At 72.2% G+C, this 22,931-nt stretch carries 12 protein-coding genes; 6 read left to right on the top strand and 6 right to left on the bottom strand.

Features of this window, described 5'->3' with window-relative positions:
* Positions 1–78 precede the first annotated feature (78 nt).
* A complete protein-coding gene (locus tag WME97_RS04230; protein ID WP_437555300.1) occupies positions 79–1,032 on the top strand; it encodes an IS110 family transposase in 954 nt (317 codons plus the stop codon).
* A 76-nt stretch (positions 1,033–1,108) separates the two neighbouring features.
* Here the strand turns inward: WME97_RS04230 and WME97_RS04235 are convergent, their stop codons facing one another.
* The 4 genes from WME97_RS04235 to WME97_RS04250 all read right to left on the bottom strand — a co-directional run bounded on the left by WME97_RS04235 (position 1,109) and on the right by WME97_RS04250 (position 6,068).
* Positions 1,109–2,602: a carotenoid oxygenase family protein gene (locus tag WME97_RS04235; protein WP_437549677.1), complete on the bottom strand. Its 1,494-nt coding sequence runs from the start codon at positions 2,600–2,602 to the stop codon at positions 1,109–1,111.
* Positions 2,603–2,712: 110 nt separating this feature from the next.
* On the bottom strand, positions 2,713–3,447 hold the full coding sequence (locus tag WME97_RS04240; RefSeq protein WP_437549678.1) for a hypothetical protein: 735 nt from the start codon (positions 3,445–3,447) through the stop codon (positions 2,713–2,715).
* 234 nt (positions 3,448–3,681) lie between these two features.
* Positions 3,682–5,595 carry a glycosyl hydrolase gene (locus tag WME97_RS04245; RefSeq protein WP_437549679.1) on the bottom strand — a complete coding sequence of 638 codons (1,914 nt, stop codon included), beginning with the start codon at positions 5,593–5,595 and terminating at the stop codon, positions 3,682–3,684.
* 350 nt (positions 5,596–5,945) lie between these two features.
* Positions 5,946–6,068 carry a hypothetical protein gene (locus WME97_RS04250; protein WP_437549680.1) on the bottom strand — a complete coding sequence of 41 codons (123 nt, stop codon included), beginning with the start codon at positions 6,066–6,068 and terminating at the stop codon, positions 5,946–5,948.
* Positions 6,069–6,256: 188 nt separating this feature from the next.
* Here WME97_RS04250 and WME97_RS04255 point away from each other — a divergent pair, with 188 nt between their 5' ends.
* On the top strand, positions 6,257–7,606 hold the full coding sequence (locus WME97_RS04255) for an MBL fold metallo-hydrolase (protein WP_437549681.1): 1,350 nt from the start codon (positions 6,257–6,259) through the stop codon (positions 7,604–7,606).
* Between the two features lie 82 nt (positions 7,607–7,688).
* Here the strand turns inward: WME97_RS04255 and WME97_RS04260 are convergent, their stop codons facing one another.
* Entirely contained in the window at positions 7,689–8,867 is a 1,179-nt protein-coding gene (locus WME97_RS04260) for a hypothetical protein (protein WP_437549682.1), read from the bottom strand.
* Positions 8,868–9,178: 311 nt separating this feature from the next.
* On the opposite strand from WME97_RS04260, the gene WME97_RS04265 reads away from it, so the two are divergent.
* Entirely contained in the window at positions 9,179–9,928 is a 750-nt protein-coding gene (locus WME97_RS04265; RefSeq protein ID WP_437549683.1) for a hypothetical protein, read from the top strand.
* A gap of 59 nt (positions 9,929–9,987) precedes the next feature.
* Here WME97_RS04265 and WME97_RS04270 read toward each other — a convergent pair whose 3' ends face one another.
* Entirely contained in the window at positions 9,988–12,567 is a 2,580-nt protein-coding gene (locus tag WME97_RS04270; protein ID WP_437549684.1) for an ATP-binding protein, read from the bottom strand.
* A gap of 94 nt (positions 12,568–12,661) precedes the next feature.
* Here WME97_RS04270 and WME97_RS04275 point away from each other — a divergent pair, with 94 nt between their 5' ends.
* The 3 genes from WME97_RS04275 (at position 12,662) to WME97_RS04285 (ending at position 22,923) form a co-directional block, all read left to right on the top strand.
* Positions 12,662–13,306 (top strand): SDR family oxidoreductase, encoded by a 645-nt coding sequence (locus tag WME97_RS04275; protein WP_437549685.1) that lies wholly within the window; start codon positions 12,662–12,664, stop codon positions 13,304–13,306.
* A gap of 234 nt (positions 13,307–13,540) precedes the next feature.
* Positions 13,541–15,190: a PfaD family polyunsaturated fatty acid/polyketide biosynthesis protein gene (locus WME97_RS04280; RefSeq protein ID WP_437549686.1), complete on the top strand. Its 1,650-nt coding sequence runs from the start codon at positions 13,541–13,543 to the stop codon at positions 15,188–15,190.
* Between the two features lie 26 nt (positions 15,191–15,216).
* Complete coding sequence (locus tag WME97_RS04285) at positions 15,217–22,923, top strand: SDR family NAD(P)-dependent oxidoreductase (protein WP_437549687.1); 7,707 nt, start codon at positions 15,217–15,219, stop codon at positions 22,921–22,923.
* The last annotated feature ends 8 nt before the right edge of the window (positions 22,924–22,931 follow it).

Here is a 22,931-nt window from a genome sequence, read left to right on the forward strand (position 1 = left end):
GCCAGAGCTCGCATTGTTGCAAGGGTGGGCGCGCCGGGGAGATCGTTTCGTCGTCGTCCGGAAGAAAGCCCCAAGGTTATGGCAGAGTACGTAGGCATCGATGTTTCGAAGGAGCACCTCGATATCGCGCTGCACGAGGCCAAGCGCGTGTGGCGGTGCTCTCACGACGACGACGGTCTCCAGGCGCTTGCGAAGGAGCTGGCGTCGATCGGACCGGAGCTCATCGTCCTCGAGGCCACCGGCGGCTTCGAAATGACCGTGCTCGCCGCGCTCAGCGTCGCGCGGCTCCCCGTGGCCGTGGTCAATCCGCGCAACGTCCGCGACTTCGCCAAAGCGAGCGGGCGGCTGGCCAAGACGGACAAGCTCGACGCCAGGTGCATCGCCCACTTTGCGGCGGCCATGCAGCCATCGCGGACCGAGATGCCCGACGAGACGACGCTCGCCCTCGAGCAGCTCTTGGCGCGCCGTCGGCAGCTCATGCAAGAGCTCGTCGCCGAGAAAAATCGACGCTCCACGCTGCTCGGACCACGACGTACTCAGCGCGTGCTCGATAGCCTCGACGGCCATATCGACTGGCTGACCAAGGAGATCGCGGATATCGACGATGACCTGCGAGGCCACATCGAGCGCAGCGACACCTGGCGCGCCAAGGACCAGCTGCTCCGCACCGTCCCCGGCGTCGGCCCGGGCACGGCGCGAACGCTGCTGGTCGAGCTTCCCGAACTCGGCACGCTCGACCGCAAGACGATCGCCTCGCTCGCCGGCCTTGCTCCGTTCAACGACGAAAGCGGTGGCAAGGAGCGCCGCCGTTCCATCCGCGGCGGGCGCACCCCCGTGCGCTCCATGCTCTACATGGCGTGCGTCTCGGGCCTGCGCTGCAACCCGGTCCTCCAGTCGCTCTACGAGCGACTGGTCGCGGCTGGGAAGCCCGCCAAGCTCGCCTTGACCGCGTGCATGCGCAAGCTCCTGACCATCCTCAACGCGATGGTGAAGGCGGGCCGACCCTGGGCTTTCACCGCAGCCACCTCTTGACAAGGAACACGGCTGCTCCCTGTGAATTCCTGTTTTTCCTCGTGGTTTCCGCCAGCCGGGGCGGAAGCAGCGGCTGTCAATCCGCGCGGGGCAGGAACGCCCCATGGAAGGTCTGGGGCGAGGCGTGGAGCAGGTGGACCCGCGCCGCTGGCCCATCGTCCAGGTGCGCAGCGTCCCAGACGTGGATGGCGCTCTTCCCGGCCTTCGCGTCGGTGACCAGGGCGAGCACGTGGCCGTCGCCCTCGGGAGCGCCGGGCGCGCGCGGCACGAAGACCGGCTCCGACGGGCGCTCGTGCTGCGCGACGCGCGCCAGGGTGATCGCGCCCGTTTCGACGTCGACGCGCGCAATGGCGTTTCCGTGCGGGTCGTCGGCCCGCCCCTTCGTGGCGAGGAAGACGGCGCCGTGCCGATCCCCCTCGACCCGGGGGTCGACGCGCGGGAACTCGCCGACGACGCCGCCGAGGTCCTCCACGAGGAGCTGCTCGCGGCCCGCGCGCACGCGGTGGCGCACGAGGACGCCGCCGTCGACGGAGGCGAGCTCGGGCCGATCCGGGTCCTTGCCGATCGCGCCGAGCGTGGCGAGCGTGCGGTGACGGACGAGGTCGACGACGAGGTCCTCGCCGTCGTCGTAGGCGTTCGCGAAATGCCACTGGAAGAACGCGTCGACGCCGAAGCGGCGCACGCGGGAGACGTCGTCGATGTCGACGACGATCACCTCCGTGCCCCGGCGGGGCTCGAAGCGCACCCAGGACTCGAAGCCTCCCCACTGGAGCATCGCGCGCCCCACCCGGATGATCGCGGGCGAGACGAAGAACACGAGGTGCCGGCGGGTGGCGCAGAAGTCGTGGAGCATCACCGGCGCCGGGAGCGGCACCGCGCCGAGCGAGCGCGCGCGCCCGTCGTCGTCGACCGCGTAGAGGTCGATCTGGGTCCTGCGCCCGTAGCGGACGCCGAAGTTGTAGCTCGTCTTCCTGGCGGCAACCCGGTGCGGGTGGGCCGAGAAGGTGGGACCCAGCGCGCCGCCGAGATCGCTCTCGCCGAGCGTGTCGAGCGTCGCGGGATCGAGCTCCGTCGGCCTGCCAGACTCCACGAGCGCGAACAGCCGGCCGCCGGCGAGGAAGGGGCTCGTGTTCGCGACGTTCTTGCCCCTGCGCTTGCCTTGCAGCGCGTGGAGCACGCGCTTCGGCCAGGACAGGGTCGAGCCGTAGAGGCGCCGCCCGGCCGCGAGCTCTTCCACCAGGCCGCGGCTGCGCACGAGGCGGTGCGCGCCCTCCGCCCGGCCGCCCGACAGCCGCACCGCGAGCACCCCTCCGTCGGCCTCGAAGGAGTGCGGCACGCGGACGCCGAAGAGGGTCGCGCGGGCCGGGCCCACCCGAAACAGCGTGCCCTCGAGGCCTTCGGGCAGCGTCCCCTCGACGGCGAGCGGCGTGAAGCCATACTCGGCCTCGAGGTCGAGCGGGTGATCGAAGGCGCGCGCTCCGCGAGCGGCGTCCGCGGAGGCGCCCCCCGCGCCGGCGAAGGCGGCGTCGAGGGCGGCGTCGAAGTCGGGGGCGGACAGGGCGATGGACATGGGACCTCCGGGCGGCCGATGTGCTCGACGATCACATCGGGCGCCGGTGATGTCATCATCGATCACATTGGCGGGCGTCGAAGCGGCCGGCGCACCGGCGCCGGCGCTCGTCAGTGCAGCTTGTCCTTCGCCTCGGCGAGCTCCTCGTTGATCCGGTCCACGAACGCGTCGAGGGTCATCGGGCCCTTGCTCGCGGCGGCGGCGGCCTCGATGGCCTGCGAGGCGAGCGAGGTGAGGCGCTCGACGTAGGCGAGCTGGCCCTCGAGCTTCTCGTAGTCCCCGTCGACGAAGTACCCGCTGTCGTCCTTGACGTCGAGCTCGGGCGCATAGCGCTGCTTCACGTACCGCAGGATGGCGCACACGGCGACGTGGACCTTGGGGCCGGCGAACTGCGTCTTCGTCCAGTTGTAGCGGCTCCCCTCCTTGAAGAACTCGACGCCCGGCGCCTCTGGCAGGCTGGGGACGCTGACGCTGACGCGCGGCCCTCCGCCGCGCCCCGCCCTCTCCTGCGCTGCGCGGGTGAGGTTGCGCGTGATGGCCGCGGACTCCGCCAGCGCCTGACGCATCATGTCCGCCATCTTCGAGTCGCTGAGCAGCGCGTGGTACGTGTGGTTGATGAAGGTGCCTTCACCGTCGAAGTGAAAGTGGAGAGGCTCGCATTCGCGGTGGGGATAGAGCGTGATGCCCTCGAGACCCGAGCAGGTCACGCGCCGATCGGCGATGAGCTCCTTCATGGTCTTGCTGGGCCAGCCGGCGGCCGCGGCCTTGGCGGCGAGATCCGCGACGAGCTCGGGGACGACGATCGGGTCGCGGAGCTTGCCCGAGTACGCGATGGAGATGCCCATGGTGCCTCCTGAACGATCTCCCCTTACTCCAGCGCCGTCGTCGAGGCCAGAGCGCGCCGGGGAGGGAGCCCTCGCCGCGGCGACAAGGACAGTGAAAGAGCCGCCGGAGCTCCCTCGCTCCGGCGGCTCTGGGCCGCCTGGGACCGCCTGAACCTCGACACCTGACCGCGAGGCCCGGGGCTCGGCGGTTCCTTCACGTCTAGAGCGGATGTCCGCTCCTCGCCCCCCGCCGGGCTACTGGCAGGCTGTCGCGCCGAAGCAGACCGCCGGATCGTTTGCGAAGCGACGGAAGTTGTCCGCCTCCGGGTGGCCCGGGAAGGGAACATAGTAGTAGACGGCCTTGTCGTCGAAGTCGCTGCCGTCGTAGTAGGTCTGCCACGTCAGCGCGTAAGCGACGCCGGCGCTCTTGGCGAGATCGAGGAGGTGGGTGTTGTACCAGTCCTCGGTGAGCGCGCCCTGCCCCGCGTCCGGAAACAGGCTCGTTACCTCGGCGGAAGAGAGCGCGACGGCGCCCGTCGAGCCGAGGCCGTAGTTGGCAAGGAACTCCGTCCGCAGGCTCTCATCGAACAGGGTGTCGTGCCACTTGCTCACGTGGTCTGCCGGGTAGAGCGTGAGCGACGCGCCCGCGGCGAGCTTGCTGACCCGGTGGAGGAGGTGCAGCCGGTAGGTGCCCGTCTCGGTGAGCGCGTGAGGCTTGCCCTTGGCCGCGCCGATCGCCGCGACGGCGCTCGCCATCGCCTTCATGTCCTCGAGATCTGCCGGGGACGCCGCGCGCTCGTACGGGTAATAGAGATCGATGCCGAGGATGTCGATGAGGTCGTCGCCAGGGTACGCCTCGAGGTAGTACTCCTCCAGCAGCGCGGACGGCGGCTGACCGTCGGTCTCGAGCGCCGCGATGGCCTCCTGGGGCGGGCTCTCGTAGGCCGCGCCCAGCTCGGTGAGCTCCTCGACGAGGCGGGCCCGGAGCATGTCGCGAGAGAGGCTCTCTGGATCCCTGACCTTCGCCTCGGCGGGCGTCACCGAGCTGTCGCTCAGCTTTCGCACCTTGTCCGTCGAGTACGCGAAGATCACGTTCTCCATCCCCGGCTCGCTCCGGACGGCCTCGGCGAACGTGCGGTACGCGGCGCTGTAGGCGGCGGGGCCGGTGACGGCCTGATCGTCGTCCAGCAGGGCCTGGCAGTTCCAGTAGGGCTGACCCCACCAGAACCATCCGCCGGTGTGCTCGTGGAACGGACGGAGGACGATCGGCTTGCCGTCGAGCCCGTGCTCGCGGAAGAACTGGGCCACGTACTTCGCGTGGGCCACGAGCCAGCCGCGCGCCGAGATGCCGGCGTGGGTCCCCTGCTCGATCGGCACGTCGTTGGCGATCTTGCAGATGCACTTCAGGTTCTCCGGGATGTCCGCGCTGGAGCCGAGGGAGCGCGAATAGTACGTCTCGGCGTAGAACGGGGTGCCTCCGCCCTGGGCGTGAATCGGGACGCTCTGTCCGTCGACCGTGAGGGTGGCGAGCGGCGTCTCGATGGCGTCCGCGAAGTCCGAGGTGCTGATGTCGTAGTTGCATGGGGGCGTGTGCCAGTCGAAGGCCACCATCCCGCCCGGCTGCTCCAGCATGTACGCCGCGGCGTCCGCGGTGACGTCGCGGCGATTCCAGGGGACCGGATCGAAGACCATCGCGTCGAGGGAGACGCCGAGCAACCCGGGGTTCTCTCCCACGGTGGCGCCGGCGTCCGACGACCACTCACGCTCGCCGCGGCTGGCGGCGCCCGCCATGCTCGAGAACCAGTCGTTGGTCGACACGAGCTGCTTGGTGCCCGGGTCGTAGAGCCCCCACGTGATCGCGTTCTCGTAACCGAACCGGAACTTGCCCGCTCGAGACGACGTCCAGAGGTCCTCGAGGAGGTCGCCCCTTGGCGTGTCCGGGAACTCCGGTGTGTCGTCCGGCGTGCCTGTCGAGGTGCTCGACGCCGTGTCTCCGGACGCGCTCGACGACCCGCCTCCGGAGGCGCTCGACGATGTAGTTCCCGACGTGCTCGACGACCCGCCCCCCGAGCCTTCCGGCGGCGTGTCGTCGCTCGACGACCCGCAAGCGGCCGTCAAGCACAGGAGGAATGCGGCATAGAAGCGTGGGCTGAGCTGGATGAGATTCATGGGTTCTTCCCTGCGAGCTGTGGCAGTGACGCGGCGAAATAGAACGGGTTAATCGGTTCAGTGTCAACAGCCGCGTGCTGGGCACGTCGCCGGTGCCGGTCTCGCGCCGGTTTCGTCGCGCGCGCCGCTGGCGCGATGCCGCGGCGCGTCGCGGCATCGCGCCAGCGGCGCGCCCTTCGAGGCGCTGCGGGCGCATGGCGTGTTACTGTTCGAATTTGAACAGGGAGACGGGGAGGCGGGGAGAAGAAACTTAGTAAATCTCTTTGTCTCCCCGTCTCCCCGTCTCCCTGTGAGCTTCTCCGGCAAAATGGACCACCTCCCCGGTAGAGTATTAACCGGTTCATTTTCTTTCATGGATCATGGTCGTGGATCGCGCTCGAGCGCGCGGCCTCGGCGAGGACGCCGACGTAAAGGTAGAACTTTCTGCTCGCCATGTCCTCATCTCCTTTCTTCACCCGAGACAATGCGTGCATTCAGTCGCCTGCATGACGATCTCCGCCTCGCTGCGGATGTCATCGATGCTGAGGACGATGGTGTACGGCGTGGACGATCGGGTGGCGTGGTGATGATGTCATGGTAGTTGTACTGCTCGGCGCGCCCGGCCGCTCGAGGCGATCGGCGTACATGCTAGATCGCGAACAGCGTGGTAGTCTGCTCGCCTATGGACAACGCGCAGAGCGACGATATCGAGGAGGGCGACTGGGGACGACTTCACGTCACGCGCGCCTGCTGTGGCGCAGGCGTTTGCAGGAACTTCGCTCCAGAGCTCCTGGGCGAGGTCGCGCCCGCGCACTGGGAGGCCATGGACGGCGACGTCCGGCGCCGCGGCCCCGCCGTGCTCGCGGGCACCTATGATGAAGGGGCCTTCACCGGCATCCTGCGCCAGCCGCGGAGCCGGGCCGATCTCGAGGCGGCGCGCTCGGCGGTCGCCGCCTGTCCCGTCCACGCCTTGCGCCTCCGATCGTCGCCGCTGTCCCGCGCGCGGCCCGGCGCGCTCGGCGCCCCGTTCCGCGCCTGGCCGCGCCGCATCGAAGAGGACGTCTGGGCCCTCGGCCACCCCGCGCGCGAGAACGCGGGCGCGACGGCCTACTTCATCGAGCGCCCCGGCGGGGGCGTGCTCGTCGACCTGCCGAGCCCGACCGAGGCCGTCTTCCGTTTCCTCGAAGAGCGCGGCGGCGTGCGGTGGATCTTCCTCACCCACCGTGACCACACCGTGCACCACGCCGAGTTCGCGGCCCGCTTCCCTGGGTGTCGCCGCGTCCTCGGCGCTGCGGACGTGAACCCGCGCGGCGCCGGGCGCAATCCGGCCACCTCCGAGGTGGAGATCCAGCTCAGCGACCGCCTCGATCCGATGACCCTCGACGGCTCGCCGCTCGCCGACGGCGACCTCGCCGGCGCCGAGCTCGCCGTGCTCTCGCAGCCCGGCCACACAGCGGGCTCGATGTGCCTGCTGTACCGGGGCCGCTTCCTGTTCACCGGCGACCACCTGGCCTACTCGCGCCGCGTCGGCCAGATCGTGGCGTTCCGGCTCCACTGCTGGAACGACTGGGAGCGTCAGATTCGCTCCGTGCGCCGCCTGGTCGCGCTGGCGGGCGCTGGCCACCTCCGCTTCGGGTGGCTCCTGCCCGGCCATGGCGAATGGCACCGACTCGAAGGCGACGGCGGCGCTCCCGCGGCGGCCGCCGAGCTCGGGCGTGCGCTCGCCTGGATGGAGCGGCAGGCGCCTGGCCACGTCCCCTTCTTCCGGTTCATCCCCTGGCTTCAGAGCCGCTCGTACCCCGGCACCCGCCTCGCGCGCGCTGTGCACGCGATCGGCGGCGATGGCCCCGGGAGCGAGGCCTGGGTGCTGCCGCGCGCCGCCCGCCCGTACCTGCCCGATTACCGGCCAGAGAAGGCCGCCGCCGCGTGGCTGCGGGTCTCCCTGGTCGCGGCGACGGCGCTCGGCGCCGCGGCCGCCGCCGCCCGGCTCGCCGCGCGCGCGGCGGGGGCGGTCGCGAAGAAGAGGGCGTGAAGCGGCCTTGAGGGGCGGCCGGCGCTCCGATCTCCGCACGGCCGAGGCAGGGGTCGAGGCGCCGCCGCGCCGGCCTGCGCGCTCAGCCGGCCGCGCTGCCCCGGTCGTCCGGTCGCAGCAGATACGCTGTCTCGGGGTTCTCCCGGCGCCAGATCACGTTGTCCATGAAATAGTGGTGGATGTTCACGAACACGAAGACGGCTGCGAAGTACGGTGTCGGGCCCAGGTCGGACATCGCTTCGCCGTCGCTCGAGCTCAGCACCAGCGCGCCGTGCGCCCCGTCGAGGAGCGCGGGCGCCCCGCGGAACACGACCCACCCGAGGCCGACGGCGGTCGCCGCCAGGAGCCCGAGGCGCAGGCCAGTCGGGCGCCCGAACAGCGGCGGGCCCTCGGCGTCGCGCGCCTCGTTCCGCTTCATGAGCCAGACGAAATACAGATACTGAACGGAGTGGAGCGCCGGGATCAGGTACACCATGAGCCGGTCGAGGCTCGAGTAGACCGTCCAGAGCCAGATCGTGATGAGGAAACCGGCCAGCGGCGCGAGCGGCGGCAGGCGCCGCTCCATGCGCCACCTGCGCGCGAGCACCCAGAGCAGCGCGAGCGCGCTGAGCCCGAACGCGAGCCCGGTGACGGGCTCGAGCGCCGGCGGGTGCGCGAGCGACGTGTAGACCACGCCTTTCTCCTCGACCTCCCTGCCTGGATCCGCCGGGCTCGCCCACGCGTACGCCCAGGCCGCGAAGCAGTGCGCGAGGATCACCCCGCGCTCCAGGGGGGCGAACCGGAACCCACGCCGCGCCGAGAGCACCGTCAGGACGCCGAAGCCCTGCTTCACGTAGTGCCAGCCCACCAGGAGGAACATGAGCTGGATCATGAAGCCCATGGACCGCGCGGAGCCGGTCGAGAGCGCCCCGATCGCCCACGCGAGCAGCGCGACCGGGACCAGGAGGCCGGCCAGGATGTAGCGGGCTCGCTGCGCCGGGGCGAAGGCGCCGCCGAACGCGCGGCGCCTCGCGTCCTTGTAGAACAGCAGGTACGTCACCGCGAAGTGAGGATCGTTGATCACGGACGCGGCGTGAAACGTCAGGAAGCCGATCGCGAGCTCCGCCGCGTCGAGCCCGACGGCCCTGCGGGCGAGCCACGCGAGCGGGAAGAGCACGAGCGTCGCGCCCCCGACGAGCAGGAACTCGGTGAGATGGGCGCGCAACGCGGCTCGACGCGGCGTCGCGACCGGGACTGGCAGCGTCGCGCCCGCGCTGGTCATGCGCCGAAGCTACCACACAGGGACGCCCGTACGGCGGGCGCGCCGCAGATCGAGCTCCGGCTCGAGGGCGAGCTTGATGCGGTGCGCTGTCGGCTCGAGGGGGGCGCGGGGCGCCGTGGCCTCCCTCCCTCTTCGTGATCAATAAATGACGAGATCTCTCGTCACAAATAAATGACAGATCGCTCGCCGCAAATAAATGACAGATCCGATGTCGCGCCGCCGCCGGCGGCAGCGAGGGCGTTCGGCGCGAAGCGGGCGCCGCTCCTCGTCCAGGTCCAGCTGTGCTATTCCGCGATCATGCGGAGTCGATCATGAGCTTGGGCGACCTGGTCGACGACGTCCCCGAGGACCCGCTCATCACCGGCGCGGTCCAGCGCGCGCTCGTCGCCTATGCGGCGGTCCTCCCCGAAGATGTCCTCCGTGACGTCGAGATGCTCGCCACGAGGACGCTGTTCGTGCACCCGCTCGGGATCTCGTTCGTCGCCCGGCTCGCCCCCGGGATCCGCGTCGAGGTGGACATGGGCGACGATCTCGCCGAGCAGGCGCAGCAGGGGTTCGCGGTCGGCGAGATCATGATCTCGATGATGCGCGTGCTCCGCAGGCGGTCGCGCGAGCGGGGCGAGCGCCGCTTCCTGATGCCCGAGACGCCGATGCTCATGCTGCAAGCTTTCCTGGGCTACTTCAACCCGGACCCGGCGCTCTGGACGATGGGCGACGACGCCGTGCGCGGCGCGCTGGATCGCCTCTGCGAGGCCGTCGTCGGCCTGTTCTTCACGGGCCTCGTCGTCGATGTGCTGGAGAGCCCATCGTCGCTCGACGACTGGGGGGAGACCGGCCTCGCGCTCTCCGCGGGGCTGCCGGCCATGACCGCAGCGCTCCGCGGCGCGAGGGCCCGGCTGTCCAGGCGCGACCGGCACGCGCTGGAGACCTACGATGCCTGCGGCTGGGATGCGGCGCGGCTCGAGCGCCGGCTCGGCGGCGGCCCGGAGCCCGCCCGTCCGGCCTTCTTCGCCCTGGGCGCGGCGCTCGCCGCGGAGCTCCGCGCCTCACCGGCGAGCTGACCCGCGTGGCCGGCGTGGTCGGCGTGGCCGGCGTGGTCGCGATGCCCCGCTCCCTCGCCTCACTCCGCCCCTTCCGTTTGCCGCGCGGGCAGCCACATGCGCACCGTCGTGCCCTCGCCCGGCGCGCTCTCGATACGGATGCTGCCCTGGTGCTCCTCGATGAACCGGTGCGTCAGCGACAGCCCGAGCCCGGTCCCTTGCCCGGGCGGCTTCGTCGTGAAGAACGGCTCGAAGATTCGGCTCAGGTCCTCGGCGCGGATGCCGCAGCCGTGGTCGTGCACGTCGATCTCCACGCCGTGGATGTCCCCGCGGGGCAGCGGGCGAGCCTCGACCACGACGGCGCTGCCGTGCGGGCTGGCGTCGAGCGCATTGCCTATCACGTTGAGCAAGGCCGACTCGAGCTGCGATGCGTTGACGAGCACCTCGGGCAGCGCCGATGAGGCGCCGTCCGTCTCGAGGTGGACCCTGCGCTCGCGCGCCCGCGGCGCGGACAGGTCGACCGCGCGGCGGAGCGCCGCGCGCACGTCGCACGGCTCCCGGCCGATCGGCTTGCCGCGCGCGTACTCGAGCAGCGCCGTGACGAGATCCGAGCACCGGATCGCCTGCCGCTCGATGGTGCTGAGCGCCTTCAGGAGCGAGGCCTCGTCGGGCAGGCCGTGCCCCTTCCGGTGCCGCCTGAGCAGCAGCTGGGCGTTCATCAGGATGGCCGACACCGGGTTGTTCATCTCGTGCGACAGCCCCGCCACCAGCGTCCCTATCGCCGCCATCTTGCCCGCCTGGAGCAGCTCCTGCTGCGTCTCCGAGAGCCGCTCCAGCGCCGCCGCGAGCTCGCCGTTCTTCGCCGCGAGCTCCAGATAGGCGCGGTGCAGCCGCTCGGCGGCGCGGACTCGCGCCCTGAGCTCAAGGGGGTCGAACGGCTTGCTCATGTATTCGTCGGCGCCGACGTCGAGCCCCCCCACGGCCTCCGCGCCGCTCGCCCTGGCCGTCAAGAGGAGGACAGGGATGTCCCGGAGCGCGGGATCCCCCTTGAGCCGCCGGACCAGCTCGAATCCGTCCATCTCCGGCATCATCACGTCCGAGACGATGACATCTGGCCGCTTCGCCGCGATCGACTCGAGCGCTTCCCGGCCGTTCGTCGCCAGGACGATCTCGTGTCCGGCCGACAGGATGTCCGCCAGGTACGATCTCATGTCGGGGTTGTCTTCCACGACGAGCACGCGCGGCCCCTCCGCGCGGCCGCCGGCGCGGGGCGCGCCTGCGGCGGGCGGCGGAGGCACCTCGAAGCCGCGGAGGTTGACCGACGACGGGGGAGGCTCGTAGGTGCCCGCGCCGTTGAGCGATCGCGGCGGCTCGGGCGCGGCGGTCGCCCGCCGCACTGCCAGGAAATCCGCGGCGCGCGGGAGCCGCACGAAGAAGCGAGAGCCGACCCCGGGCTCGCTCTCCACGCCGACCGTGCCGCCCATGAGCTCCGTGAGCTCCTTGGCCAGCGACAGCCCGATCCCCGTCCCCTCGTGCTTTCGCGTCGCCGAGGCGTCGATCTGCTGAAACCGTTGAAAGAGCAGGTGTCTCCTGTCCGCCGGGATGCCAGGGCCGGTGTCCTCGACCGAGAGCTCGAACAGACCATCGAGCGCCCGCAGGTCGACGGTGACGCGCCCGCCAGGCGGGGTGAACTTCAGCGCGTTGCCCAGCAGGTTGAGCGCGATCTTCTCGAGCTTGCGCCGATCGGCGGGGACCCTCCGCAGCTCGGGATCCACGTGAATCGAGAGATCGAGCCCGCCGCGCGCCGCCGCCGGGCGAGCCTCCTCCACCATGTCCGAGACGAGCTCTCCGACGTCGACGGCCTCCCAGTCGATCTGCATCTTGCCGGCCTCGATCTTCTGGTGATCGAGGACATCGTCGACCAGCCGGCGGAGCCGCCGCCCGCTGCGCTGGATGAGCTCGAGGTCCCCACGTACCCGCGGTGAGAGCGGTTCGTCCCGGCTGGACAGGAGCGACTCGAGCGGTCCGAGGATGAGGGAGAGCGGCGTCCGGAGCTCGTGGCTCATCACCGTGAGGAACTCTCCCTTGGCGCACGCCGCGGCGTCCGCCGCCTCCTTCGCCTTCTGGAGCTCGATCTCCATCCGTTTGCGCTCGGTGATGTCCGCGTAGATCCCGAGGATCCCCGTCACATCGCCCCGTTCGTCGCGGATGGGCACCTTGCTGGTGAGCAGGAACCGCTGCTCGCCGTCCGGGCGGAGCAGCGGCTCCTCGACGTCGAGCATCGGGGTGCCGCCCTCCATGACCTCCCGGTCGATGCGCACGAAGCACTCCGCGTTCTTGCTGCCCCACACGTCGTAATCGGTCTTGCCGACGAGGTTCTCCAGCACCTTCGTGTTGGTGTCGTTGAGGAAGTTCTGATTTCCCCCGAGAAACCGTCCATGACGGTCTTTCCAGAAGATGGCGTGGGGGACGTTGGCGATGACGTACTTGAGCACCGCCTGCTGCTGCTCGACGGGCGCCGGCGTCCATTCCTGGGCGGCGTTGCCAGTCGGGGCCTCGTCCGGCGGCGCCACACGGGGCGTCTGCGCGCGTGCTTCGCGCGTCCGACGGGCCGTGAGGAGCCTGCTGATCTTGGCAGAGAGGCGGTAGAGACGTCTCATCGTCGTATCGTCACAGGAGCATAAGGCGAGCGCGGGCGACATCAAACCTGCTCAGCACCGGGACGCCGCGGTCGAGCGCGGGCGGTCGTGTAAAATGACGCCCGAGCAGGCTGGCGCGTCGCATCTGCCGCTCACCTCGCCGCTGGGCGCTGTGGTAGCGCCTGGTGTCGGTCCCGTCGAGCTCTCCCGGCGGCGCTGGCCTGCGCGTCGCAGGCCTCGTCCCACTGGCCCTGAACCCCACCAGCTCTGCACCTGCGCCTGCGCGCGGCGGCTCCGCCGTGCTACAGGAGAGGAGGTACGCCCATGGTGGAGGGAGTCGCGCTCATCCCTTCGTCTGCTCAGGAAGACCGGTCGTGGCGGGACGGCTGTCGTCGTCTCCTCGGTCGCGGCGGTCAAGGCCGAGCCGGGGATCGGTGCTTATGGGGCATCCAAGGCCGGCGCGGCGCAGCTGGTCCGCGTCGCGGCGAAGGAGGGGGCGCGCGACAAGATCCGGGTGAACGGCGTCCTGCCTGGCGGCGTCGAGACGCCGATCTGGGCCCAGGCGCCCTTCTTCCAGGCGCTCGTCACGACGGCCGGCAGCGAGCGCGCCGCGTTCGATCAGATGGCGGCGATGTCGACGCCCCTGGGCCGCTACGCGAGCGCCGACGAGATCGCCGGGCTCATCGCGTTCCTGCTCTCCGACGCCTCTGCCACCATGACTGGCGCGCTCCTCGTCAGCGATGGTGGGTATTCGCTATAGAGCGACGGGCCCGTCGCCGGTGCGGTGAGCGCCGCGCTGCGGCGCGTGTGACAGACCCGAAACAAAGGCGCGGTGCGTCACGGGGCGCGTCAGGCCCGCAGGAGCCGAGGGAAAGCGCTTTCATCGCCTGGTGAAGGGGTCCGTCCCGCCGTTGCGCCGTGACCGAACCATTACCGCGGGCCGCTCACGACGGGTGTTATAGAGGCCGTGCTTGTCATTAGGAGGCAGCTCAGCATGATTGAGGATCCGCAGGTCATCCGCAGCGCCGGCCTCCAGCCGATCGGCATCTGGCGCAGCGGGCCCTGGCTCCCCGCGTTCACATCGACCGATCTGCGGGAGGCCGTCTCCTGCGTGCGAGAGCCGGTGCACGTGGTGCGTGAGACGCCGGATGGGCGCGTCGGCGTGTCCCGGGGCGGCGCTGTCCTCCGCGAGGATCAGGTCAACGGGGTCCCGACGTTCCCGCTGCTCGGAACGCTGCCCGCCCTGTACCCGGAGTGGCTCGGAGACCGCTCCTTCGTCGAGGTCCACGGCCTGCGCTTCCCGTACGTGGCCGGCGCGATGGCGAACGGCATCCACACCACGCGGCTCACGATCGCGATGGCCAACGCAGGCATGATGGGGTTCTTCGGCGCCGCAGGCCTCGGGCTTCACCGGATCGAGCAGGCGATCGACGAGATCTCCGCGGCGCTCGGGACGGACGGCCCTACCTGGGGCTGCAACCTCATCCACGCTCCGAACCAGCCCAGGCTGGAGAGCGACACGGTGGAGCTCTACCTGAAGAGGGGAGTCCGGCGCGCCGAGGCGGCCGCCTACATGGGCCTGAACCCGATGGTCGTGCGGTTCGCCTACAGCGGCGTCAAGCGCTTGCCCGACGGCCGCGTCGACCGGAAGAACCACCTGTTCGCGAAGATCTCGCGCCCGGAGGTCGCCGCGCGCTTCCTGTCGCCTGCGCCGGCCGAGATCCTCGATACCTGCGTTCGCAACGGGTGGCTCACCCGCGACGAGGCGGAGCTCGCGCGGAGCCTCCCGGTCGCCGAGGACATCACCGTGGAAGCGGACTCCGGCGGTCACACCGACAACCAACCCCTCGTCGCGCTGTTCCCGGTGATCCTCGGCGTCCGCGACGAGCTCGCGGCGAAGTACGGGTATCACCGGCCGATCCGCGTCGGCGCCGCCGGCGGCCTCTCCACGCCGGAGTCGATCGCCGCCGCGTTCGCGCTCGGGGCGGCGTACGTGCTCACGGGCTCGGTCAACCAGTCGTGCATCGAGTCGGGCCTGTCCGACGAGGGCAAGAAGATGCTGGCCCAGGCCGATCTCCCGGACGTGGTGATGACGCCGGCCGCCGACATGTTCGAGCTCGGCGTGCAGGTCCAGGTGCTCAAGCGCGGCACGATGTTCGGTGTCCGTGCGCAGCGGCTCTACGACCTCTACGTCGCCCACGACTCCATCGAGTCGCTGCCCAGCGACGTGCGTGCGCGCATCGAGAGGGAGCTGTTCCAGATGTCGTGCGACGAGGTGTGGGCGGGCTGCGAGCGGTTCTTCGCCGAGCGCGACCCGGCCGAGCTCGAGCGCGCCGCGCGCGAGCCGAAGCACAAGATGGCGCTGATCTTCCGCTGGTATCTCGGCATGTCCAGCAAGTGGGCGATCGCCGGGGACCCGAAGCGCCGCGCCGATTACCAGATCTGGTGCGGCCCGGCCATGGGCGCGTTCAACCGCTGGGTCAAGGGGTCGTTCCTCGAGGACCCGGCAAGCCGCACCGCCGTCCAGGTCGCGCGCAACCTGCTCGAGGGCGCGGCCGTCGTCACGCGCGCGCAGCAGCTCCGGACGTACGGCGTCCCCGTGCCGAGCGCCGCATTCCACTTCACTCCTCGCCCGCTCGCCTGAGCGCCTGACCACCTGCCGAGGTCCTCATGCACCCTTCGTCTTCGCGTATCCCGCACATCGCCGTCGTCGGCGTGAGCGCCATCTTCCCCGGCTCGGTCGACGCGCACGGCTTCTGGCGCGATATCCTGTCCGGGACAGACCTTATCACGGATGTCCCGAGCACCCACTGGCTGGTCGAGGACTACTACGATCCCGACCCGTCCGCCCCGGACAAGACGTATGCGAAGCGCGGCGCCTTTCTCAAGAATGTGCCGTTCGATCCGCTCGAGTGGGGCGTCCCGCCGTCGATCGTCCCGGCGACGGACACGACGCAGCTGCTCGCGCTGATCGTGGCGAAGCGGGTCCTGGAGGACGCGGCGCAGGGGCAGTTCGAGTCGATGAGCCGCGAGCGGATGAGCGTGATCCTCGGCGTCACCTCCGCGCAGGAGCTGCTCGCCTCGATGGTGAGCCGGATCCAGCGGCCGGTGTGGGCGAAGGCGCTCCGGGATCTCGGGTATCCGGAGGACGAGGTGAAGCGCGCCTGCGACAAGATCGCTGGCAACTACGTGCCATGGCAGGAGTCGAGCTTTCCGGGCCTGCTCGGGAACGTGGTGGCCGGGCGCATCGCGAACCGGCTCGACCTCGGCGGGACGAACTGCGTGACCGACGCGGCGTGCGCGTCGTCGCTGTCGGCGATGTCCATGGCCATCAACGAGCTGGCGCTCGGCCAGTCGGATCTCGTGATCGCGGGCGGCTGCGACACGATGAACGACGCCTTCATGTACATGTGCTTCAGCAAGACGCCCGCGCTGTCGAAGTCGGGCGATTGCCGGCCGTTCTCCGACAAGGCCGACGGCACGCTGCTCGGCGAGGGCATCGCGATGGTGGCGCTCAAGCGGCTCGGCGACGCCGAGCGCGACGGGGACCGGGTCTACGCGGTGATCCGCGGGATCGGCTCCTCGTCGGACGGGCGGAGCAAGAGCGTGTACGCGCCGGTGCCGGAAGGGCAGGCGAAGGCGCTCCGCCGGACGTACGCCGCCGCCGGGTACGGCCCCGAGACCGTGGAGCTGATGGAGGCGCACGGCACCGGGACGAAGGCCGGCGACGCGGCCGAGTTCGAGGGCCTGCGGGTGATGTTCGACGAGTCGGGGCGCGAAGACCGCCAGTGGTGCGCGCTCGGCAGCGTGAAGTCGCAGATCGGCCACACCAAGGCGGCGGCGGGCGCGGCCGGCCTGTTCAAGGCGATCATGGCGCTGCACCACAAGGTGCTGCCGCCGACCATCAAGGTCGACAAGCCGAACCCCAAGCTCGAGATAGAAAAGACTGCTTTCTATCTGAACACCCAGGCGCGGCCGTGGATCCGGCCGGGGGACCACCCGCGGCGGGCGTCGGTGAGCTCGTTCGGCTTCGGCGGCTCGAACTTCCACGTGGCGCTGGAGGAGTACACGGGCCCGGCGCCGAAGGCGTGGCGGGTGCGGGCCTTGCCGGCGGAGCTCTTCCTCCTGTCGGCGGACACGCCGGCGGCGCTCGCGGATCGCGCGCGGGCGCTGGCGAAGGAGGCGGAGGTGCCCGAGATCCTGCGCTTCCTGGCGCGGGAGTCGGTGCTCTCGTTCGACGCGTCGAGGCCGGCGCGGCTCGGGCTGTGCGCGACGGACGAGGCGGATCTCAGGAAGAAGCTCGAGCAGGTCGCGGCGCACCTCGAGGCGAGGCCGGAGCAGGCGCTGTCGGCGCCGCTCGTGCACTGCGCGACCGGGGAGGCGCCGGGGCGGGTGGCGTTCCTGTTCCCGGGGCAGGGGAGCCAGTACGTCGGGATGGGCGCGGACGCGCTCATGACGTTCGACCCGGCCCGCGCGGCCTGGGACGCGGCGGCGGGCGTCGCGATCGCGGACGCGCCGCTGCACGAGGTGGTGTTCCCGCGGCCGGTGTTCTCGGACGAGGACCGGGCGGCGCAGGAGGCGCGGCTCCGCGAGACGCGCTGGGCGCAGCCGGCGATCGGCGCGACGAGCCTCGCGCACCTCGCGCTGCTCGCGGCGCTCGGGGTGCGGGCCGAGGCGTTCGCGGGCCACAGCTTCGGCGAGATCACGGCGCTGCACGCGGCCGGCGCGCTGTCCGCGGCGGACCTGCTGCGCGTGGCGCGGCGGCGCGGTGAGCTGATGGGCGCGGCGTCGTCGGAGCGGGGCGCGATGATCGCGGTCCCGCGGGGGATCGACGAGGTGCGTGCGCTCGGCCTCGGCGGCGTGGTGATCGCGAACCACAACGGCCCGAAGCAGGTGGTGCTGTCGGGCTCGGTCGCGGCGATCGAGGCCGCGGAGGAGCGGCTGAAGGGCGCCGGGATCCAGGCGCGGCGCCTCGACGTGGCCGCGGCGTTCCACTCGCCGCTCGTGGCGGAGGCCAGCGCGCCGCTCCGCGAGTTCCTTGCGAGCATCGCGGTCGAGACGCCGGCGGCGCCCGTGTACAGCAACGCGGAGATCGAGCCGTACGCGGGCGGCGGCGACGCGGCGCGCGACCGGCTGGCGCGGCAGCTCGCGGAGCCGGTGCGGTTCGTGGAGGAGATCGAGCGGATGTACGCGGACGGCGTGCGCACGTTCGTCGAGGTCGGGCCGGGCTCGGTGCTGACGAACCTGGTCGGCGACATCCTGAGCGGCCGGCCGCACCGGGCGGTGGCGCTCGACCGCAAGGGCAAACACGGCGTGACGAGCCTGCTCGAGGCGGTGGCGCGGCTCGCCGTGGCCGGGGTGCCGGTGGACGCGCGGGTCCTGTGGGAAGGCTTCGCGGCGCCGAGCGATCCGCGGGCGCTGCCGAAGCCGAAGCTGGCGCTGCAGATCAACGGCAGCAACTACGGGAAGCCGTACCCGCCGCAGGGGGGCGCGAAGGCGCTGCCGGCGGCGAGCCCGCCGCGGGCGGCGCAGAAGCCGGCGCCGGAGGCGGCGCGGCCGGTGGCGAGCGCGCCGCGGCCGGTGGCGAGCGCGTCGGCGCCGGCAGTGAGCGCGTCGGCGCCGGCAGTGAGCGCGTCGGCGCCGGCAGTGAGCGCGCCGCGGGCGGTGGTGAGCGCGTCGCAGCCGGTGGTGAGCGCGTCGGCGCCTGTGGTGAGCGCGTCGGCGCCTGTGGTGAGCGCGCCGCGGCCGCTCGTGAGTGCGTCGCAGCCGGCGGTGAGCGCGTCTGTGGTGGCGAGCGCGTCGGCGCCTGTGGTGAGCGCGCCGCGGCCGACAGTGAGCGCGTCGACGGCTGTGGTGAGCGCGTCGCGGCCGGCGGCTAGCGCGTCGTGGCTGGCCGCGTACCAGGAGGCGCAGCGCGCCACGGCGGACGCCCACAGCGTGTACCAGCGCACGATGGCCGAGAGCCACATCGCCTTCCTCCAGGCCGCCGAGGCGTCCTTTGCAGGGCTCGCCGCGCTGGCGACCGGCGCTTCGTACCCGGTCGCTCCGACGACGGTATCCGAGGTACGGCCTGCGCCGGTTCTCCTCGCTCCGGTGCATGTGGGGCCTGTCTCGGAGGCGTCCGTACGGCCTGCAGCGGCGCCGACCGCGCGCTCCAGCGAGGGCAGGAGCAGCGTGGCCCTGGACGGCCTGAACGGCGCAGGCGGGGAGCTCCATACGGCTGTCACGCTGCCGGCGCAGGCGGCGCCTGCCGTGACGGCGAAGGTGGCAGTCGCAGCGCCCGCCGTGACAGCAAAGGCGGCCACCGCGGCGCCTGCTGCGGCTGTGAAGGCCGCAGCCGCGGCGCCGGCGGTGGCAGTGTCCAAGGCCGTCGCCGCGCCCGCGGCCGCCGCGGCAACGCAGGCGGCGGTCGCCGCTGCGCCGCGTGTCGATATCGAGCGGTTGGTCCTCGAGGTGGTCGCGGACAAGACGGGATACCCCGTCTCCATGCTCGGGCTGCAGATGGAGCTGGAGAGCGATCTCGGCATCGACAGCATCAAGCGGGTGGAGATCCTGTCCTCGGTCCGTGACCGGACGCCGGGGCTGTCGGAGGTCGACGCGTCGGCGCTGGCGCAGCTGCGCACGCTGGGGCAGGTCGTCGACCACCTCCGCGCCTCGCTGCCGGCCGCCGGGCCGGCCGCCAGCGCCAGTCCGGCTGCCGTCGCGCCCGCCGCGAAGGCGCCTGCCGTCGCGGCGCCTGCAGTCGCGTCCGGCGCGGCGCCCGCGGCGGCCGAGGTGGAGCGTGTGGTGATGGCGGTCGTCGCGGAGACGACGGGCTACCCGGCGGAGATGCTCGGGCTGCAGATGGAGCTGGAGAGCGATCTCGGCATCGACAGCATCAAGCGGGTGGAGATCCTGTCGGCGGTCCGCGACCGCACGCCCGGGCTGTCGGAGGTCGATGCCTCGGCGCTGGCGCAGCTGCGCACGCTGGGGCAGGTCGTCGACCACCTCCGCGCCTCGCTTCCGGCCGCTGGGCCGGCCGCCAGCGGCAGCCCGGCTGTCGCTACGCCCGCTGCCACCACGCCCGCCGTCGCGTCCGGCGCAGCGCCTGGAGCGGCCGAGGTGGAGCGTGTGGTGATGGCGGTCGTCGCGGAGACGACGGGCTACCCGGCGGAGATGCTGGGGCTGCAGATGGAGCTGGAGAGCGACCTCGGCATCGACAGCATCAAGCGGGTGGAGATCCTGTCGGCGGTCCGCGATCGGACGCCGGGGCTGGCGGAGGTCGACGCGTCGGCGCTGGCGCAGCTACGCACGCTGGGGCAGGTCGTCGACCACCTTCGCGCCTCGCTCCCGGCCGCCAGCGCCAGTCCGGCTGGCGCCGCGTCCGTCGTGAAGGCCTCTGCCGCTGCGGTGCCTGCCGTCGCGTCCGGCCTGGCGCCCGCGGCGGCCGAGGTGGAGCGTGTGGTGATGGCGGTCGTCGCGGAGACGACGGGCTACCCGGCGGAGATGCTGGGGCTGCAGATGGAGCTGGAGAGCGACCTCGGCATCGACAGCATCAAGCGGGTGGAGATCCTGTCGGCGGTCCGCGATCGGACGCCGGGGCTCGCGGAGGTCGACGCCTCGGCGCTGGCGCAGCTGCGCACGCTGGGGCAGGTCGTCGATCACCTCCGTGCCTCGCTGCCGGCCGCCGGGCCGGCCGCCAGCGCCGGGCCGGCCGCCAGCGCCGGTCCGGCTACCGCCGCGCCCGCGACGAAGGCGTCTGCCGTCGCGGCGCCTGCCGTCGCGTCCGGCGCGGCGCTCGCGGCGGCCGAGGTGGAGCGTGTGGTGATGGCGGTCGTCGCGGAGACGACGGGCTACCCGGCGGAGATGCTGGGGCTGCAGATGGAGCTGGAGAGCGATCTCGGCATCGACAGCATCAAGCGGGTGGAGATCCTGTCGGCGGTCCGCGATCGGACGCCGGGGCTGGCGGAGGTCGACGCCTCGGCGCTGGCGCAGCTGCGCACGCTGGGGCAGGTCGTCGACCACCTCCGCGCGAGCCTCGGTCCCGCCGCTGCCACCGCCGGCGCTGCCCCGGCGGAGCCCGCCGAGGAGCCGGCCTCCGCGCCCCTCGGCCGGTGGACGCTCGTCGAGGAGCCTGCGCCCGCCGCCGGCCTCGCGATGCCCGGCCTCTTCGACGCAGGCACCCTCGTGGTCACCGGCCACGACGCGATCGGCCCCGCGCTCGTCGCGGCCCTCGCGGCGCGCGGGATCGCCGCCGAGTACGCCCCCGCCGTGCCCCGCGGCGCGCGCGGCGCCGTGTTCCTCGGCGGCCTGCGCGAGCTGGCCACGGCCGACGAGGCGCTCGCCGTCCACCGCGAGGCGTTCTTCGCCGCCCAGGCGATCGCGGCGAAGCCGGCCCTCTTCGTCACGGTCCAGGACACCGGCGGCGACTTCGGCCTCGCGGGCTCGGACCGAGCCTGGGTCGGCGGGCTGCCAGGCCTCGTGAAGACCGCGGCGCTGGAGTGGCCCGAGGCGTCCTGCCGCGCGATCGACCTCGAGCGCGCCGGCCGCTCCGACGGCGAGCTCGCGGAGGCCATCACCTCGGAGCTCCTGTCCGGCGGCGTCGAGCTCGAGATCGGCCTGCGCGCGGACGGCCGGCGCACCACCCCGCGCAGCGTCCGGCAGGACGCGCAGCCCGGGCCGCTCCCCCTCGTGCCATCCGACGTGGTCGTGGCGAGCGGCGGCGCCCGCGGCGTCACCGCGGCGACGCTGATCGCGCTCGCCAGGGCCAGCCACGCGCGGTTCGCGCTGCTCGGCCGCACCGCGCTCGAGGACGAGCCGGCCGCCTGCCGCGGCGCCGACGGCGAGGCCGCGCTCAAGGCGGCGCTCATCAAGGCGACGACCTCCGCGGGCCAGCGGATGACCCCGGCGGAGATCGGCCGGAGCGTCGCGAAGATCCTCGCGAACCGCGAGGTCCGCGCGACGCTCGACGCGATCCGAGCCGCCGGCGGCGAGGCCCTCTACGTCCCTGTCGACGTGAACGACGCGCGGGCGGTGGCCACGGCGCTCGACGGCGTGCGCGGCGCCCTCGGCCCCGTCACGGCGATCGTCCACGGCGCCGGCGTGCTCGCCGACAAGCTCGTCGCCGAGAAGACGGTCGAGCAGTTCGATCGCGTGTTCAGCACGAAGGTCGACGGCCTCCGGGCCCTGCTCGGCGCGACCGCGGGCGACCCGCTCAAGGCGATCGTCCTCTTCAGCTCGATCGCCGCGCGCGGCGGCAACAAGGGGCAGTGCGACTACGCGATGGCGAACGAGGTCCTGAACAAGGTCGCGGCCGCCGAGGCAGCCCGCCGCCCGGGCTGCCGGGTGAAGTCGCTCGGCTGGGGCCCCTGGCAGGGCGGCATGGTGAACGCGGCGCTCGAGGCCCACTTCGCGCAGCTCGGCGTGCCGCTCATCCCGCTCGCCGCGGGCGCGAAGATGCTCCTCGACGAGCTGTGCGACGCCTCGGGTGATCGCGGCGCGCGCGGGCAAGGCGGCGCCCCGCCCGGCGCGGTCGAGCTCGTGCTCGGCGCGGAGCCGAAGGCGCTCGCGGCCCAGGGCCACGGCGGCCGGGTCGCGCTGGCCGTCCGCGCGGACCGCGCGACGCACCCCTACCTCGGCGATCACGCCATCAACGGCGTGCCCGTGGTGCCGGTGGTGATCGCGCTCGAGTGGTTCGCCCGCGCCGCGCGCGCGTGCCGGCCGGATCTCGTCGTGACCGAGCTCCGCGACGTGCGGGTCCTTCGCGGGATCAAGCTCGCGGCGTACGAGTCCGGCGGCGAGGTGTTCCGCGTCGACTGCCGCGAGGTGAGCAACGGCCACGGCGCGGTGCTCGCGGCGGAGCTGCGCGGGCCGCAGGGGGCGCTGCACTACGCGGCGACCATCCAGATGCAGCATCCCGAGGGGCGCGTGGCCCCGAAGGGCCCGGCCGCGCCGGAGCTCGGCCCGTGGCCCGCCGGCGGCGAGCTGTACGACGGCCGCACGCTCTTCCACGGCCGCGACTTCCAGGTGATCCGGCAGCTCGACGGCGTGAGCCGCGACGGGATCGCGGGGACGGTCGTGGGCCTCCGCGAGGCCGGCTGGGTGGCCCAGCCGTGGAAGACCGATCCGGCGGCGCTCGACGGCGGGCTGCAGCTCGCGACGCTGTGGACGCAGCACGTGCTCGGCGGCGCAGCGCTCCCGATGTCCGTGGGCGCGCTGCACACCTTCGCCGAGGGGCCGTCCGACGGCCCGCTGCGCGCGGTGGTGCGCGGGCAGATCGTGGCCCGCGATCGCACGAAGGCCGACATCGCGTTCGTCGACGACCGCGGCTCGCTCGTCGCGGAGCTGCGCGACGTGCAGTACGTCCTGCGCCCCGACACGGCGCGCGGCCAGGCGTGATCGAGGCC

Source organism: Sorangium sp. So ce367 (assembly GCF_051520455.1).
Lineage (GTDB): Bacteria > Myxococcota_A > Polyangia > Polyangiales > Polyangiaceae > Sorangium > Sorangium cellulosum_B.